Annotated in this window: 14 protein-coding genes and 1 tRNA gene; 8 read left to right on the forward strand and 7 right to left on the reverse strand. The window is 66.8% G+C overall.

What is annotated here, in order from left to right; all coding sequences use genetic code 11:
- Positions 1-96: 96 nt before the first annotated feature.
- Positions 97-579, forward strand: coding sequence for a MarR family winged helix-turn-helix transcriptional regulator (locus AC1D1A_RS01245; protein ID WP_043433894.1), 483 nt, complete (start codon positions 97-99; stop codon positions 577-579).
- Between the two features lie 89 nt (positions 580-668).
- On the opposite strand, the gene AC1D1A_RS01250 is transcribed toward AC1D1A_RS01245, so the two are convergent.
- Entirely contained in the window at positions 669-1,058 is a 390-nt protein-coding gene (locus tag AC1D1A_RS01250) for a hypothetical protein (RefSeq protein ID WP_476946950.1), read from the reverse strand.
- A gap of 366 nt (positions 1,059-1,424) precedes the next feature.
- On the reverse strand, positions 1,425-2,054 hold the full coding sequence (locus AC1D1A_RS01255) for a DUF2510 domain-containing protein (protein ID WP_476946951.1): 630 nt from the start codon (positions 2,052-2,054) through the stop codon (positions 1,425-1,427).
- 287 nt (positions 2,055-2,341) lie between these two features.
- On the opposite strand from AC1D1A_RS01255, the gene AC1D1A_RS01260 reads away from it, so the two are divergent.
- Positions 2,342-2,530 (forward strand): hypothetical protein, encoded by a 189-nt coding sequence (locus tag AC1D1A_RS01260; RefSeq protein ID WP_476873152.1) that lies wholly within the window; start codon positions 2,342-2,344, stop codon positions 2,528-2,530.
- Positions 2,531-3,686: 1,156 nt separating this feature from the next.
- Here the strand turns inward: AC1D1A_RS01260 and AC1D1A_RS01265 are convergent.
- The 5 genes from AC1D1A_RS01265 to AC1D1A_RS01285 all read right to left on the reverse strand — a co-directional run bounded on the left by AC1D1A_RS01265 (position 3,687) and on the right by AC1D1A_RS01285 (position 7,508).
- A complete protein-coding gene (locus AC1D1A_RS01265) occupies positions 3,687-4,145 on the reverse strand; it encodes a hypothetical protein (protein ID WP_476946952.1) in 459 nt (152 codons plus the stop codon).
- Between the two features lie 188 nt (positions 4,146-4,333).
- Positions 4,334-4,879 carry a hypothetical protein gene (locus tag AC1D1A_RS01270; protein ID WP_476857806.1) on the reverse strand — a complete coding sequence of 182 codons (546 nt, stop codon included), beginning with the start codon at positions 4,877-4,879 and terminating at the stop codon, positions 4,334-4,336.
- Between the two features lie 201 nt (positions 4,880-5,080).
- A tRNA-Lys gene (locus AC1D1A_RS01275) sits at positions 5,081-5,153 on the reverse strand.
- 116 nt (positions 5,154-5,269) lie between these two features.
- Positions 5,270-6,397, reverse strand: a complete 1,128-nt coding sequence (locus tag AC1D1A_RS01280; protein WP_476947064.1) for a PQQ-dependent sugar dehydrogenase — start codon at positions 6,395-6,397, stop codon at positions 5,270-5,272.
- A gap of 46 nt (positions 6,398-6,443) precedes the next feature.
- Complete coding sequence (locus AC1D1A_RS01285) at positions 6,444-7,508, reverse strand: sunset domain-containing protein (protein ID WP_476946953.1); 1,065 nt, start codon at positions 7,506-7,508, stop codon at positions 6,444-6,446.
- A 185-nt stretch (positions 7,509-7,693) separates the two neighbouring features.
- Between AC1D1A_RS01285 and AC1D1A_RS01290 the strand changes: the two genes are divergently transcribed.
- The 6 genes from AC1D1A_RS01290 to serA all read left to right on the forward strand — a co-directional run bounded on the left by AC1D1A_RS01290 (position 7,694) and on the right by serA (position 16,199).
- Positions 7,694-8,632, forward strand: a complete 939-nt coding sequence (locus tag AC1D1A_RS01290; protein WP_476848903.1) for a LysR family transcriptional regulator — start codon at positions 7,694-7,696, stop codon at positions 8,630-8,632.
- A gap of 129 nt (positions 8,633-8,761) precedes the next feature.
- Entirely contained in the window at positions 8,762-10,483 is a 1,722-nt protein-coding gene (gene ilvD / locus AC1D1A_RS01295) for a dihydroxy-acid dehydratase (protein ID WP_476848904.1), read from the forward strand.
- A 475-nt stretch (positions 10,484-10,958) separates the two neighbouring features.
- A complete protein-coding gene (locus tag AC1D1A_RS01300) occupies positions 10,959-12,857 on the forward strand; it encodes an acetolactate synthase large subunit (RefSeq protein WP_476946954.1) in 1,899 nt (632 codons plus the stop codon).
- Positions 12,858-12,859: 2 nt separating this feature from the next.
- Entirely contained in the window at positions 12,860-13,372 is a 513-nt protein-coding gene (gene ilvN, locus AC1D1A_RS01305; RefSeq protein ID WP_018773531.1) for an acetolactate synthase small subunit, read from the forward strand.
- A 78-nt stretch (positions 13,373-13,450) separates the two neighbouring features.
- The gene (gene ilvC, locus AC1D1A_RS01310) at positions 13,451-14,476 is read left to right on the forward strand and encodes a ketol-acid reductoisomerase (protein WP_026266449.1); all 1,026 of its coding nucleotides are present in this window, start codon (positions 13,451-13,453) and stop codon (positions 14,474-14,476) included.
- Positions 14,477-14,603: 127 nt separating this feature from the next.
- Entirely contained in the window at positions 14,604-16,199 is a 1,596-nt protein-coding gene (gene serA / locus AC1D1A_RS01315; RefSeq protein ID WP_028277927.1) for a phosphoglycerate dehydrogenase, read from the forward strand.
- Positions 16,200-16,399 lie beyond the last annotated feature (200 nt).

Genomic DNA, 16,399 nt, shown 5'->3' on the forward strand with positions numbered 1-16,399 from the left:
GTGAGGTTGGTCATGAAGCGGGGTGATAATCCAGCGTAGTGACGCGACCGGCGCCGGACGAATCCGCTGCTCGCTATACTCTTGGGTATGCCTGATATGGATCGCTGGCCCACGGGCCGCCTATTGTCCACGGCAGCACGTCTTGTAGAACACTCCTGGAACGAAAAATTGGGGGCCATTGGCCTGACCCATGCCGGGGTGATCGCCATGGAGGTGCTCTCGGCGAATGGGCCGATGACGCAAGCCCAATTGGCCCAGCTCGTCCGGGTCCAGGCCCAGACGATGGGCAAGACACTGAGCCGGCTGGAAGCGCACGGCCACATTTCGCGGCACCGCAGCACCTCCGACCGGCGCAGCCATGTGGTGTCGCTGACTGACCAGGGGCGCGAGGCGGTTGCCGCGGCCGCCGACATGGAACGTTCCGTGCTCGCCGCCACGCCCATTGACCCCGACGTGCTGCGGCAGGAGCTCCAGGCCGTGGTCAGGGTGCTGGCAACCAAGTCTTCCTCGCCGGAGGCCAATGCCATCGTCACGGCTGCCGAGCCGGGCGCCATTGCCGGGGCCACCCCGCTGAATTAGCCACGCTGCTGTGGGGGAACGGGATTGGGACGGCAGGGTTTCCCGCCGTCCCAATCAGTTCCGTTCTCGAGGCCTTCAGTGGTGACCCGTCACCAGGTGTTCCTGTGGTGGTTGTGGTGCTTATTGTCGTGCCGGTTTCCGTGATGGTCCCAGAACCCGTCCTTGTCATGCCGGCAGCCGTCCCGGCCCGTCCACGAGCCGCGGTGGTCGTTGTCGTCACGCCAATTGCCATGATCGTCGCGCCAACCCCATCCGTCGTCGTTGTCATGCCACCGGTTCTCCCCGTCCCACCAGCCATTGCGCGTGTCGTGCCGGTTGTTGTCCCGCATGTGGTGCCGGTTCACAAATGAGGACTGACTCCAGGAGCTGGCGGAGGCGGTCGAAGTGGTAGCGGCGGCGCTGGCAGGCACGGCGCTGGCGCCCAGGCCCAGTGCGGCGGTCACCGCGGTTGTTCCAATGATGCGAATAGCCTTGTTCATGAAACTTGGTCCTTACGGAGATCGATTTCCCTGGCCCCGGGGGCGGGCCGTGCAGGCATGCTGCCGGGGGCCCATGATTTCCGTGTCTGCTGACGCGATCCTCAGCGTGGGCACCGGGAGATCTGAATATTATCTTTGGTAGTCGCGTCGGGCCCTCTGGCCGGCGTTGTTGTCGGTCCGGGTCTTCAGGACCGGTCGCTCCAGAACTGTTGCCCGGAGCACCTTTCCAGTCAACGCCCCAGCATTGACTCTCAAAAGGGACTAAAGACCCTGTTTCTGCCGCAATCGGACGGATCGTTTCAGGAGCCAGGATGTTGGCGGTCGGAGCAGCCCCGGCACGTTGGCCGCTGCCTGGATTGACGCTGCCTACACCGTTACGGCCTGGTTCGCCAGGGTGGCTACGATGGCTGACATCTTGAGGCCGGTGAGCACCGCCGTGAGCAAGACGACGCTGATCGTGACCCACACCGGGGCGAGCCCCCGCCGCGGGGCGACCTCGTGGACGATCACGGAGCGGCCAATCACGTAGACCTCCCTGCTGAGGAACACCCACGCCCAGTGGAACGGCCGGACAACGCCGTCCTTGCGCAGCCGGTCCCAGTCCAGGTACGCCAGGAGGGCGGACACACCGTAGGCCACGAAACTGATTGCTATGAAGAGGAAGTAAGGCGCCGTGAAAATCGACGCCGGATCAATTGTCTGGATCTGCCGCGGGCCCACGGTGCGCAGCCGGAGCACAGGGTTCCAGAACATCAGCAGGATGAGCGGCACGAGCGGCAGGGCCACAATTGTCCAGATGTACGCGTTGTAGACCGGTGTCCGGTCGCTGATGCGCCTGCGCGGCGCCACCGGGTGGCGGGGCGGCGTCGCCTGGAACTGGGGTGCGTTGAACTGGCCGGTCCAGGCCGAACCGTTCCACCACTGAAGCCGGCCCGAGCCCGCCGGGTCCGGATACCAGCCAGGGCCAGGGGCGGAGGCGTTGGGCGGGACGGTCATGGCTGTTCATCCTTTGCGGGGCGTGGCGCGCGTTGGCTTCTTCTGTTCCGTGACAGAGCGTACAGGGGGATGGGCAACTCCATGATTCCCCCATTGGTCGCAGTGGTGCACTGGATGGAGTCTAACCGCGGCCCGTGCCGGCGGGAAGGCCGGCCGACGGCGCAGACCCGTCCGCTGAAACCCTTGGGCCAGCCTGCCGCCCGGACGCAAAAGGGAGTCCGGAAGTATCGACGCGCCAGCCGATCGGGAGGACGATTAATAGGCAATCACCACGAAGGAGGTCAGTGATGTGCTATTCGTACAACAGGGATTCCTGGCGGGAAACCAGGAAGGATGCCGCAAAGGAATCTGAGGATCGCCCGGAGACCCGGGCGCAGGCGCCGGAATTCAAGTTCTGGGCCTTCCCCCGCCGCAGCAAGGAGTTCACGGTCGAAGAACCGGAGAAGGTGCGCGACCGTTCCCGCGAGAAGGTCTGATAAATCGATGTGCATGAGGCGGCCGCTGAACCACACAGATCACTGTGACGGTTCGGCGGCCGTTTCATGGCCGGGCGGGCCGGCGGAGGCCAATGGCCGCGGAAAGGCCTATGAGCAGGCCGCTGAGCGCCAGCAGGAATCCGCCGGTGAGACTGCCTTGCCCGTCCGGTCCGGGACCAACTCTGCCGGCCGCCGCTGCGGAAGGATTCGCCGCTGCGGATTCCGGGCCCTGGCCAGCGTCCGGCGACTGAGGGGCGGACGTTCCCGCCGTGGCCGGGACCGGAACGGAACCCGTGGCCGGTGGGGTGGGCGCTCCCTGGCTGACGGAGGGGGCGGGGCCCGGCGTCGGCGGAGCCGCGTCCTGTCCGGGGACCAGGCTTTGAGACGGCGACTGTGACGGTGGTTGGGGCGGCGCGGGGTCCGACGGCGGCGCTGTGCTGCCCGGGGGAGTCACACTGGGCGCCGGGGAAGCGGACGGTGGGCCCGGCGTCGGCGAGGCGGGGCAGATCTTTACGGGAAGAAGGCCGGCCGGCTTGCAGGGCGCGGCCGCCGCTGGCAGCGCAAGGACCAACGGCGAGACCGCGAGCAGCAGGGCCACGGCGGATGCGTACGAGGCCTTCCGGGTGGAGTTCATCCTCACCATCGTAGGGTTCCACCGCCGGCAGCCAGGGAATCCCGTCTTTTGCGCGTCTCCTTTGCCCGGGCAAGGTCTTCGCTCAGCAAGCCATCGTCACTGTGGACCAAGAATCGGTAGGGTGAGCCATCAGCACTGGGCAGCGACAGCGAACCCCGCTTCAGCCAAAGGCCCCAAGCATCCGGAGATCTGACTCATGCCGACCACTGAGGGCCACAAGCGAATGGAACCCCGGATGGCTCGCGGCTCCTGGAAGTTCAGCGCCTGGTCAGCCGCCGGGCTGGCCTTGATCGGTGCTCTGCTCGCCTTCAACAAGCTCTGGCCGGAAAGAGGCTTCGACGCCGTCTCTTTCTGGATCTACACGGCCATGTTTGCGATTGGCGCGATCCAACTCCTGCATCTGCTCCGGGTCCGGAGAAGCGATGCACCATTCTGGGACGCGGAAGAGGCCCGCCGAGCCGACTGGGACCAACGGGGCCGGCAGCTGCAGGACCGGCTCCGGCCGCACAGCAGACCTGGCACTCAACGCGGCAAGGATCTCCAGCTGCGGCCCTGGAAGGCCAGCACAATGGTCCAGGCGATCGGCACCAGCGGGGAGGCGGACTCACCCAGGAATGCGAGGACCGCAAAAACGATCCAGAGCCCGCCGGTGATGACGGAGAGGACGACAAGCGCCTTGCGGGTCATCACGAAGGCGGGCATGTCGACACCTTCGGCTCGCAGGGCGCGGGTTTCAGCGGCTGCTCCCCGGATCAGGGGGACGAAGACCGCGGCCAAGGCGGCAGCGAACACCACGGACCGCCACGGCTCGGGTATGCCCGCTGCGCTCAGGACGCCCTGCAGGACACCGCTCAAAAGGAAGAGCCACAGCAACCCCCAGACGACCAGCCGGCGGCGCTTCGGCGGCATTCCCTCCAGTGAGTCGGACGGCCACGATTGCCACTCGTACGTTCTACCGCCATCACCGCTTCCCGAGGTCATGGCGACAGACTACGCGCACCCGTCCCGGCCGTAGTCGATGTCCTGGAACAGCCACGCCTCGCAACGCGAAAGGGATCGAGAGCAGCATTTACGGTCGGCATCAGTAGTCCCTCCACCGCGCGAGTCCCTCCACCACATGTTGGGCTGGGTCCGATGCGCTGAGTTGAGTCCATACAGGCTCGTTAGCCTCACTGGCCCGTGACTTTGATTCCGGCGACCGCCCCGGTCCAGGCGCCGGTCGGGTCCGGGCGGGTCAACTGGGCACTGACGTAGCCCTTCTGCAGTTGGACGACCTGCGATTGGGTTCGCGAGCAATCGACCTCGAACACCGTGTGCTCTGTTCCGGCCAGCGAGTTCTGGGAGAGGAAGATCTGGGCATGGGGGATGCCCACGCACGCCGCGGTGACTGTGTGCGGACCGGCGGTCGTCACCGTTGCGGCTTTGGTGAAGCCAACCCCTGGCCCGTCCGCCGGACCGGCGTCAGAGAGGAGGACGGACCCTGGCGCCTCGGCCAGACGCTTGTGCAGCTCGGCGTAGTTGCTCGCTTCCACGCCCAGCACCCCCGGATCTTTGGTCGGGGCGGCGGGCGCCGGCCGGTGGCTTTGCCCGGCCGCCGTCGGCCGGGGATCGCCCTCGTCCTCGTAGGCGCAGGAGGCCAAACTACCGGCGAGCAGCAGGCCAACAACGTATGCCGCAGCGCAGCGGACTGTTTTCGTTCCCCCAGGACCAGACATGGGCCGAGTCTACGGTCAGTGCCCTAAATGGCAAGTCATCCCGGGCCGGCCGGTCGGGAGGACTTAGCCAACCTCATTACGAGTCTGGTCTGCGGCACCAGCCCGGATCCGGCTTGTCGCGGCGTCGTCGCCGGCCTTTCGCCAACAAAAAAAACCCCGCCTCGCAGGCCGCTAAGCCTGTAAGACGGGGTTTCTCGCTTGTGCACCCCCCGGGACTCGAACCCGGAACCCATTGATTAAGAGTCAATTGCTCTGCCAGTTGAGCTAGAGGTGCATCTGTTGTTTTCGTTCACCGGGGCTTTTTATTTCCCGCGTTGTTCTCCGCAACGACATGAAACTCTACACGAGATTGGCTGTCGTGTGAAATCGAGGGGCGCGGGATGGTCCGGGTCAGCCGGGGAGGTTCAAAATCAGCGCGAAATCAGGGTTTTGCCCGTTGCTGAGGAGCCACAGGCGCCCGTCAGGAGCGAGTGAAACGTTGCGCACCCGGCCGTACTTTCCTGTGAAATAGCTCACAGGATCTCCGGCGAATTCGCCGTTGAGGGGAACGACCCAGAGCCTTTGGCCGCGCAGGGCGCCCAGGTAGGCGGTGCTGCCGACAATTTCGAGTCCGCTGGGGGAAGACTCCGCCGTCGACGGCCACACCACCTTGGCGTCCAGGAAGCCGGGGCGGTGCGGGGCGCCCGTCACCTCGGGCCAGCCGTAGTTGCCGCCCGGCACGATCAGGTTGAGCTCGTCGTTGACGTCCGGGCCGAATTCGCTGGCCCAGAGCCGGCCCGCGCTGTCCCAGGCCAGTCCCTGGACGTTCCTGTGGCCAAAGCTGTAGACCGGGTTATCGCCAAACGGGTTTCCTGGTGCCGGCCTGCCATCCGGAGTGAGGCGGAGGATCTTCCCGCCCAGCGCCGCGCGGTCCTGCGGCTGCTCCCGGCGCTGGGAGTCGCCCGTCCCCACATACAGGAAACCGTCGGGCCCAAAGCGGATCCGGCCGCCGTTGTGCGTGCCGGCCTTGGAAATGCCGGTGAAAACCGGTTCCAAGGCGCCGAGCTCCAGCCTGCCGCCACGTTCCTCCAGCCGCATGCGGGCGATTCTGTTGTCCGCCGCCGCGGTGAAGTAGGCGTAGAGGTAACGGTCCGACGCGAAGTTGGGGGAAAGGGCAAGGCCCAGGAGGCCGCCTTCGCCGCCGGGCACGACGCCGGGCACTTTGCCGACCGTACCGAGCTGTCCGTTTTTGATGGTCCTGAGCAGTGCTGTGTCGCGCTCGGAGATGACCGCGGTGCCGTCGGGTAGATGGACCGTGGACCACGGCAGTTGCAGCCCATTAACCCGGCCCGCAACCGTGGGCTCACCCGGTGACCCGGCCGTACCCGCTGCGCCGGTGGCAGTGCGGTCTCCCGGCTGAACCACGGGCGAGGTTGAGCCGCCGGTGCAGGCGCTCAAGAAAAACAGGACAACGGCAAGCGCCACGGCCCGGGCCGCTGCCCTGCCAGCGAAGCGCCTGCCGGTAAAACGCGGGAGTATCAAGGGACGCGTTGAGGGGGGATGGGTCGGCCGCCCGGACCGCCGGCTACTGCCGTGTCCGGCGGGGCGGTCGAAACCCGGCTGCTTCGGCGTGGGCCGGGGAGGCAAACCACACCTCAGCCCGGGTTTCTTCATACGCCGGGCTGGTCTCGTCGTGGTAGATCATTGACGAGGCATTGCCCTTGACTGTGAAACCCTCAGGGCCGCTTCCGTCGGCCGCCGGAGCCGCTGATCCCTCGCCGTAGGGCTGTTCGGTGGCCAAGTGGCCGGTGGGCTCGGCCGTTTGGCTGGCGGAGGCCTCGGCCCCTGCCGGCGAGGCTGCCATCTGCGTCGTTTCCGTGTCAGCGGGACCTGCGGGCTGTGTCCCGGCGTCGGGCACTCCGGGCATCGCCGTGCCGATGGCGGTACCAGCGCCAGTGCTGGTTGAAGTGGCCGTGCCGGTAACGGTGTCCTCGTCGTCGGCCGGTTCCGCGGCTGCCGATTCCGCCCCGGGCAGAGTCGGCGCGTGGGGCTCAGTGTATTCGGGGTGGTGGACGGGCAGGCCCGCCGCGCCAGTCTCCGCAGCAGCGCCAAGCTCGGCGGCCGTCACGGCGTGCGCACCGCGGGCCGGCTCAGCGTGGGCCGCGGCGGTGTGTGTCTCCGCCGGCGGGGCGGTCTCGGACCACTGGGTCTCCCACTCGGCATTGCCCGGGGCGCCCGTTGCTTCCGGGGCGGCTTCGGCGCCCGGCTCGATGGTTGGGGCCGCTGCGGGCTCGGTCGCCTCGGGGGCAGCCGTGGCCTCCCGGGCCGCTGCGTCCGGCTCAGGCGCAGGCGCTGCCTCGGGCGCGGCCATCGCGGCACCGGCGGCACCCGCCGTCGGACCCGCGGCCCCGGCCGCTGCCGGGCCAACCGGACTGGCCGCCGCCGTCGAACTGGCCGCCGAACCGCTCGCCGCGCCAGACACCGGCGTCGAACCGGCGGGGCTGCCAGAAGAAGTGCCGGCAGAGGTGCCGGTGCTGGTGCCTGCGGCGGATGAGGAATCTGCGCCCGGGCGGCTCTTGTTGCGGTTCAGCAGCCGCCAGACCACAGCGACCACCACGATGATGACAACGAGCCAGACGATCCAGTCCATAGCAGAGCCTTTCAGTCCGTATTCAGCCCATGAGGCATGGTTGCCGATGCTTGACGTTACGTCCGGGCAAAGCCGGCTGTCCACCCTCCCGGCGGCCAAATGCCGGGCATTCCTGGAGCGGATCCCCGGCCCGGTGAGCAACCCGGAACCGGAATCAAACCCGGCCCGGCGTGTAGCCTCGCCTCATGGATTTCAAGCGACTGCAGATACTGCGTGAACTCGCCGGCCGCGGGACCGTAGGCGCCACGGCCGAGGCCATGAAGGTCACGCCATCTGCAGTGTCGCAGCAGCTGAAGACCCTGCAGGAGGAACTGGGCGTCGTCCTGGTGGAGAAGTCCGGCAGGGGAGTGCGCCTTACCGAGGCAGGGCTGGCCATGGCAGGCGCCGCCGCCGACGTGTCGACGGCCATGGCGCGGGCGGAAGCAACCATCGACACGTACCGGCGCGGCTGGCAGACGCGGGTGGTGGCAGCCTTCTTTCCCAGCGCCGCGGAGATGTTCCTGCCGGGCATGCTGCACCGGGTCAAGGCCGTCGAGGGGCTGCGGTTCGAGGCGCATTTCGAGGACCCGGGCGTTGCAGGGTTCGCCGGGCTGACCGCGGACTACGACATCGTCCTGGCGCACAGTGTCGACGGTCCGGAAGTCTTCGGCGGCCAGGGCCTGACGGTGGTGCCGCTGCTGGACGAACCCCTGGACGTGGCTTTGCCGGCCGGGCACGCTTTGGCCGGCAAAGCCACACTGTGCGCCGAGGACGTCGTCGGCTTTCCGTGGATGGGAGTCCCGGAGGGTTTTCCCTTCGACACCGTGCTGCGCCAGATCGAGGTGCGGGCCGACTCGCAGGCGGTCCGGGCCCAGCAGTTCCCGGATTTGCGCGTCCTGGAAGCCCTGGTCAGTGCCGGGCACGGGCTGAGCCTGCTGCCGCGGTACACGGCGGTCAGCAACCAGGGCCGGGGGTTCGTCCTGCGCCCGCTCGAGGGCGTGAAGGCCAGCCGGAGCATCGTGGCGCTGGCCCGTCCGGACGTCGCGGCCCGGACCACCATCCAGCAGGTCCTGGCGATGCTCAAGGCCGAGGCCCAAGGTGTCGCCGAGGCCCCGGAACTGCGTGACGCGGCTCACCGGGCCTAGGTCAAAGGGGGCCCCGGTTTCATGATGTGAGACGAGAGTCCACTATTTGATCGAAATATTCCCGGTTTTCCGCTTAACGGTCCGTTCTTGGGTCGTTGGCGCCTGTAGCAGAGCCCTAGACTTTGAGCCATGAGTCAGGACACCCACACAGCAGCAGACACCAAGCCGGACATCAAGCCCCGCAGCCGGGTCGTTACCGATGGAATCCACGCCGCCCCCGCGCGCGGCATGTTCCGGGCGGTCGGCATGGGCGACGACGACTTCGCCAAGCCGCAGATCGGCGTGGCGAGCTCGTGGAACGAGATCACCCCCTGCAATCTTTCGTTGAACCGGCTCGCCCAGGGCGCCAAGGAAGGCGTCCACGCCGGCGGCGGGTTCCCCATGCAGTTCGGCACCATCTCCGTCTCGGACGGCATCTCCATGGGCCACGAAGGCATGCACTTCTCCCTGGTCTCCCGCGAAGTCATCGCCGACTCCGTCGAGACGGTCATGCAGGCCGAGCGGATCGACGGCTCTGTGCTCCTGGCCGGCTGCGACAAGTCGCTGCCCGGCATGCTGATGGCCGCGGCCCGCCTGGACCTGGCCGCCGTGTTCCTCTACGCCGGCTCCATCATGCCCGGCTGGGTCAAGCTCGAGGACGGCTCCGAAAAGGAAGTCACCCTCATCGACGCGTTTGAGGCCGTCGGCGCGTGCGCCGCCGGCAAGATGAGCCGCGAGGACCTGGACCGCATCGAAAAGGCCATCTGCCCGGGTGAGGGCGCCTGCGGCGGCATGTACACCGCCAACACCATGGCCTGCATCGGCGAGGCCCTGGGCATGTCCCTGCCAGGCTCGGCCGCACCGCCCTCCGCGGACCGCCGCCGCGACGCCTTTGCGCACAAGTCCGGCGAAGCCGTGGTCAACCTCCTGCGCCTGGGCATCACCGCCCGCGACATCATGACGCGCAAGGCGTTCGAGAACGCCATCGCCGTCACGATGGCCTTTGGCGGTTCCACCAACGCCGTGCTGCACCTGCTCGCGATCGCCCGCGAAGCCGAGGTGGAGCTGACGCTGGAGGACTTCAACCGGATTGGCGACAAGATCCCGCACCTGGGCGACCTCAAGCCGTTCGGCCGCTACGTCATGACCGACGTCGACAAGATCGGCGGCGTGCCGGTGATCATGAAGGCACTGCTCGACGCCGGCCTGCTGCACGGTGACTGCCTCACAGTCACCGGCAAGACCGTGGCGGAGAACCTCGCCGCGATCAACCCGCCGGACCTGGACGGCAAGATCCTGCGCGCACTGGACAACCCGATCCACAAGACCGGCGGCATCACCATCCTGCACGGCTCGATGGCCCCGGAAGGCGCTGTCGTCAAGAGCGCCGGCTTCGACGCCGACGTCTTCGAGGGCACGGCCCGCGTGTTCGAACGCGAACAGGGCGCGCTCGATGCCCTGGACAAGGGTGAGATCCACAAGGGCGACGTCGTCGTGATCCGCTACGAAGGCCCCAAGGGCGGCCCCGGCATGCGCGAGATGCTCGCCATCACCGGCGCCATCAAGGGCGCGGGCCTGGGCAAGGACGTCCTGCTGCTGACCGACGGACGGTTCTCCGGCGGAACCACCGGCCTGTGCATCGGCCACGTCGCGCCGGAAGCCGTCGACGGCGGCCCCATCGCGTTCGTCAAGGACGGTGACCGGATCCGCGTGGACATCGCGGCGCGCACCTTCGACCTCTTGGTCGACGCCGCCGAGCTCGAGGCCCGCAAGGTCGGCTGGGAGCCGCTCCCGGCCAAGTTCACGAAGGGCGTGCTCGCCAAGTACGCCAAGCTCGTCCACAGCGCCTCCACGGGCGCGTATTGCGGCTGATCCGCCGGGCCTGGGTGACCAGGCTTAATAAGGGAAGCTCCGAGGGGCCCCGAACGCACGGCGTCCGCGCCGGGTGTTCGGGGTAGGAGATTCCCGCCTGCCGCCAAAGTGGGCGGCTCGCCGTTCGGTGTCGGGGGCAAGGGGAGACCAAAAGGACCAGCTAGTGGACACCGTTGTCCAAATAGTGAGACACAGGCCGGGCTCGTTGACACCCGTCTCACTCAGAGGGAAAACTGAACGCATGATCGAGATCGTTACAGCCGGAGTCACTGAATTTGAGTGCACTGCAGTCGAGAGCGCTGCAGGTGTTTCCGTCGTACTTACCAAGCGCGTGGCTCATTAGCCTTCACTGGTAACGAACCGACACGCGCAACCCCTCGAAGAGCCCGCCGGCTGAGGGGTTTTTTTATTTCCCGCAGCACCAGAACAATCCAGTAGTTCCACGATCACCGAAGATCCACAAAGGAAGAGTCCGATGAGCAAAGGATCGCCGATCAGCCCCTCGCTGATGGCCACCAAGTCCACTGGAGCCCACAAGGCTCCGGAACGCGTCGAACGTCCGGCTGACGCCGGCGTCGACTCTGCTGCCGTCTCTCCTGTCCTCGGACCGAACAACGTCGTACCCCCGACGGTCATGACCGGTTCGCAAGCAATTGTCCGCTCGCTCGAAGAACTCGGCGTCCAGGACATTTTCGGTTTGCCCGGTGGCGCGATCCTGCCCACCTACGACCCCTTGATGGCCTCCAAAATGAACCACGTTCTGGTCCGTCACGAACAGGGAGCCGGCCACGCCGCGCAAGGCTACGCCATGGTTACCGGACGGGTTGGCGTCTGCATCGCCACCTCGGGCCCGGGTGCCACCAACCTCGTTACCGCCATCATGGACGCCCACATGGACTCCGTGCCGATAGTGGCCATTACCGGCCAGGTCTCCAGCGGGGTGATCGGCACCGACGCCTTCCAGGAAGCGGACATCGTCGGGATCACCATGCCGATCACGAAGCACTCCTTCCTGGTCACGGACCCCAACGACATCCCGCACGTGATGGCCGAGGCGTTCCACCTGGCGTCCACCGGACGCCCGGGCCCGGTCCTCGTGGACGTCGCCAAGGACGCCCAGCAGGGCGAGATGACGTTCTCCTGGCCACCCAAGATCGATCTCCCGGGATACCGGCCGGTGGTGCGCGGCCACAGCAAGCAGGTCCGCGAGGCCGCCCGGCTCATTTCCGGTGCCAGCAAGCCCGTGCTCTACGTCGGCGGCGGAGTGGTCAAGGCCCACGCCTCGGCCGAGCTGCGCGAACTGGCCGAGCTGACCGGCGCCCCCGTGGTCACCACCCTGATGGCCCGGGGCGTGTTCCCGGACTCCCACCCGCAGCACGTGGGCATGCCGGGCATGCACGGCACGGTTTCCGCCGTGACAGCCCTGCAGCAGTCGGACCTGCTGATCACCCTGGGCGCCCGGTTCGATGACCGCGTGACCGGCATCCTGAAGTCCTTCGCCCCGAACGCCAAGGTCATCCACGCCGACATCGATCCGGCGGAAATCTCCAAGAACCGCACGGCCGACGTCCCGATTGTCGGCTCGGTCAAGGAGATCATCCCGGAGCTGACCGAGGCCCTGCGCCTGCAGTTCGAAGCCTTCGGCACCCCGGACCTGACCACCTGGTGGGCCTTCCTTAACAACCTCAAGGAAACCTACCCGCTCGGCTGGACCGAACCCGAGGACGGCCTCAGCGCCCCGCAGCGCGTCATCGAACGCATCGGCGCCCTGACCGGTCCCGAGGGCGTCTATGTCGCCGGCGTCGGACAGCACCAGATGTGGGCCTCGCAGTTCATCAAGTACGAACGCCCGCACGCCTGGCTCAACTCCGGCGGCGCCGGCACCATGGGCTACGCCGTGCCGGCGGCCATGGGCGCCAAGGTGGGCGAACCGGACCGCGTGGTCTGGGCGATCGACGGCGACGGCTGCTTCCAGATGACCAACCAGGAACTGGCCACCTGCGCGATCAACAAGATCCCCATCAAGGTCGCCATCATCAACAACTCCTCCCTGGGCATGGTCCGGCAGTGGCAGACCCTCTTCTACGAGGGCCGCTACTCCAACACCGACCTGAACACGGGACATGACACGGTCCGTATCCCGGACTTCGTCAAGCTGGCGGACGCCTACGGCTGCGCTGCCTTCCGGTGCGAACGCGACGAGGACATCGACGCCACCATCCAGAAGGCACTGGAGATCAATGACCGCCCGGTGGTCATCGACTTCGTCGTCAGCCCCAACTCGATGGTGTGGCCGATGGTCCCCGCGGGGGTCAGCAACGACCAGATCCAGGTTGCCCGCAACATGACCCCGGAATGGGAAGAGGAGGACTGAACATGACCCGCCACACATTGTCCGTTCTGGTCGAAGACAAGCCCGGTGTGCTGACCCGCGTCGCCAGCCTCTTCGCCCGCCGGGCCTTCAACATCAATTCCCTGGCCGTCGGCCCCACCGAGGTCCCGGGCATGTCCCGGATGACCGTGGTGGTCGACGCCGATGGCGAGCTGATCGAACAGGTCACGAAGCAGCTGAACAAGCTGGTCAACGTGATCAAGATCGTCGAGCTCACCTCCGAATCTTCCGTACAGCGTGACCACATCCTGGTCAAGGTACGTGCGGATGCCGCAACACGCCTGCAGGTCACCCAGGCTGCAGACCTGTTCCGCGCTTCAGTGGTCGACGTCTCCACAGAGTCGGTGGTCATTGAGGCAACGGGCCACCCCGAGAAGCTCACGGCACTCTTGTCAGTGCTGGAGCCTTTCGGCATCCGCGAAATCGTGCAGTCCGGCACCTTGGCCGTTGGGCGGGGATCCCGCTCCATGAGTGACAGGGCCCTCCGCAGCGCGTAACACCGCCGGAGCCGCCCCGTTGTACCGCAGCACCACAGACAATATCTACGAAGAATCCACTCAAAAGGAGACACTCCAGTGACTGAAATGTTTTACGACGACGACGCCGACCTGTCGATCATCCAGGGCCGCACCGTCGCCGTCATCGGTTACGGCTCCCAGGGCCACGCCCACGCCCTCAGCCTCCGCGATTCCGGCGTTGACGTCCGCGTCGGCCTGAAGGAAGGCTCGAAGTCCCGCGCCAAGGCCGAGGCCGAGGGCCTGCGGGTCCTGAACGTTGCCGACGCCGTCGCCGAGGCCGACCTCATCATGGTCCTGACCCCGGACCAGGTCCAGCGCCACGTGTACGCCGAGGACATCGCCCCGAACCTGCAGCCGGGCGACGCCCTGTTCTTCGGCCACGGCTTCAACATCCGCTACGGCTACATCCAGCCCCCGGCCGACGTCGACGTCGCCCTCGTCGCCCCCAAGGGCCCGGGCCACATCGTGCGCCGCGAGTTCGAAGCCGGCCGCGGCGTGCCGGACCTGATCGCCGTCGAACAGAACCCGTCCGGCAAGGCTAAGGAACTGGCCCTGTCCTACGCCAAGGCGATCGGCGGCACCCGTGCGGGCGTCATCGAGACCACCTTCACCGAAGAGACCGAAACCGACCTCTTCGGCGAGCAGGCTGTCCTCTGCGGCGGCGCCTCGCAGCTGATCCAGTACGGCTTCGAAACCCTCACCGAGGCTGGCTACAAGCCCGAGGTCGCCTACTTCGAGGTGCTGCACGAGCTCAAGCTGATCGTCGATCTCATGGTCGAGGGCGGCATCGCCAAGCAGCGCTGGAGCGTCTCGGACACCGCGGAATACGGCGACTACGTCTCCGGCCCCCGCGTCATCACCCCGCAGGTGAAGGAAAACATGAAGGCTGTCCTCGCGGACATCCAGGACGGCACCTTCGCCAAGCGCTTCATCGACGACCAGGACGCCGGCGCGCCGGAGTTCAAGGCGCTGCGCAAGAAGGGTGAGGACCACCCGATCGAGGCCACCGGCCGCGAACTGCGCAAGCTGTTCTCCTGGATCAAGAACGAAGACGACTACACCGAAGGAACAGTGGCCCGCTAGGCATTGCCCGGCAGGGGAGCCGGACACCACATCCTGGGGTCCGGCTTCCCTGCTGTCCAGCACCACCCGCACCACCCGATTCACCAAAATCCCCACCAGATACACAAGAGAGCTAAAGAGGTCACCGGTGACAAGCACCAAACCTGTCGTACTCCTCGCTGAGGAACTTTCGCCCGCCACAGTCGAGGCCCTCGGCCCGGACTTTGAAATCCGCCAGACTGATGGCTCCGACCGTTCCCAGCTGCTCTCCGCGATCGCCGACGTCGACGCGATCCTGGTCCGCTCCGCCACCCAGCTGGACGCCGAGGCCATCGCCGCCGCCAAGAACCTCAAGGTCATCGCCCGCGCCGGCGTCGGCCTGGACAACGTGGACATCAAGGCGGCCACCCAGGCCGGGGTCATGGTGGTCAACGCGCCGACCTCCAACATCGTCTCCGCCGCCGAACTGACCGTCGGGCACATCCTGAGCCTCGCCCGCCACATCCCTCAGGCCAGCTCCGCCCTCAAGGACGGGGAGTGGAAGCGCTCCAAGTACACCGGCATCGAGCTCTTCGAGAAGAAGATCGGCATCATCGGCCTGGGCCGGATCGGCGCCCTGGTCGCGGCCCGCCTGAAGGGCTTCGACACCAAGATCCTCGCGTACGACCCCTACATCACCTCCGCCCGCGCCGCCCAGCTCGGCGTGCAGCTGGTGACGCTCGACGAGCTCCTGGCCCAGTCGGACTTCATCACCATCCACATGCCCAAGACCCCGGAAACCGTCGGCATGCTCGGCGCCGAGGCGTTCAAGAAGATGAAGAGCACGGCGTACGTCGTCAACGTCGCCCGCGGCGGCCTGGTGGACGAGGAAGCCCTCTACACCGCGCTGCAGGCCGGTGACATCGCCGGCGCCGGCGTCGACGTCTTCTCCAAGGAACCCAGCACCGACCTGCCGTTCTTCAAACTCGACAACGTCGTGGTGACCCCGCACCTGGGCGCCTCCACCGACGAGGCCCAGGAAAAGGCCGGCGTCTCCGTCGCCAAGTCCGTCCGCCTGGCCCTGGCCGGCGAACTGGTCCCCGACGCCGTCAACGTCGCCGGCGGTGTCATCGCACCGGACGTCCGCCCCGGCATCCCGCTGATGGAAAAGCTGGGCCGCATCTTCACCGCGCTGACCCATGCCTCCCTCACCCAGTTCGACGTCGAGGTGGCCGGCGAGATCTCCTCGCTCGATGTCAAGGTCCTGGAACTCGCGGCGCTCAAGGGCATCTTCGCCGACGTCGTGACCGAGCAGGTCTCCTACGTCAACGCACCCGTCATCGCCGAGCAGCGCGGCATCAACGTCCGCCTCATCACCACGCCGGACACCGAGTCGTACCGCAACGTCCTGACCCTGCGCGGCGCCCTCAGCGACGGCAGCCAGATCTCCGTCGCCGGAACCCTGACGGGCCCGAAGCAGATCCAGAAACTGGTCGGCGTCAACGGCTACGAGGTGGAAATCCCGATCAGCGAACACCTCGTGGTGGTTGCCTACTCGGACCGCCCTGGCGTGATCGGCACGATCGGCCACATCCTGGGCATGAACAACATCAACATCGCCGGCATGCAGGTGGCACGCCAGACGGAAGGTGGCCAGGTGCTGGCCCTGCTGACCATCGACAGCTCCGTTCCCCAGCAGGTCCTTGACGCGATCAAGGCCGGGATCGGCGCTGACATGGTCCGCGAGGTTGACCTCGAGGACTGAAATCCTCCCCGCGTGACCCCGGCGGCGGCATGACCGCCGCCGGCGGCCACGAGAGGCCGGCCGGTCTGCGTACAATGGCTAGGACCGAATTTCGGGTCTTGGCCGGCAGACCGGCCTTTACTTTTGCACGCCCGGCACGGGACGCCTTCACTTCCTCAGGAAATGAACTGCGGCGTGCGCACGCAATCCAGCTTTCAGGA

The sequence above is a fragment of the Arthrobacter sp. P1_B9 genome, from assembly GCF_056406495.1.

Excerpts from the sequence above, each read along its gene's own strand:
- AC1D1A_RS01260 (WP_476873152.1), top strand. The coding sequence starts at position 2,342 with ATGTGCTATTCGTACAACAGGGATTCCTGGCGGGAAACCAGGAAGGAT.
- AC1D1A_RS01270 (WP_476857806.1), bottom strand. The coding sequence starts at position 4,879 with ATGTCTGGTCCTGGGGGAACGAAAACAGTCCGCTGCGCTGCGGCATAC.
- AC1D1A_RS01250 (WP_476946950.1), bottom strand. The coding sequence starts at position 1,058 with ATGAACAAGGCTATTCGCATCATTGGAACAACCGCGGTGACCGCCGCA.
- AC1D1A_RS01255 (WP_476946951.1), bottom strand. The coding sequence starts at position 2,054 with ATGACCGTCCCGCCCAACGCCTCCGCCCCTGGCCCTGGCTGGTATCCG.
- AC1D1A_RS01300 (WP_476946954.1), top strand. The coding sequence starts at position 10,959 with ATGAGCAAAGGATCGCCGATCAGCCCCTCGCTGATGGCCACCAAGTCC.
- AC1D1A_RS01290 (WP_476848903.1), top strand. The coding sequence starts at position 7,694 with ATGGATTTCAAGCGACTGCAGATACTGCGTGAACTCGCCGGCCGCGGG.
- AC1D1A_RS01265 (WP_476946952.1), bottom strand. The coding sequence starts at position 4,145 with ATGACCTCGGGAAGCGGTGATGGCGGTAGAACGTACGAGTGGCAATCG.
- AC1D1A_RS01245 (WP_043433894.1), top strand. The coding sequence starts at position 97 with ATGGATCGCTGGCCCACGGGCCGCCTATTGTCCACGGCAGCACGTCTT.
- AC1D1A_RS01285 (WP_476946953.1), bottom strand. The coding sequence starts at position 7,508 with ATGGACTGGATCGTCTGGCTCGTTGTCATCATCGTGGTGGTCGCTGTG.
- ilvN (WP_018773531.1), top strand. The coding sequence starts at position 12,860 with ATGACCCGCCACACATTGTCCGTTCTGGTCGAAGACAAGCCCGGTGTG.
- ilvD (WP_476848904.1), top strand. The coding sequence starts at position 8,762 with ATGAGTCAGGACACCCACACAGCAGCAGACACCAAGCCGGACATCAAG.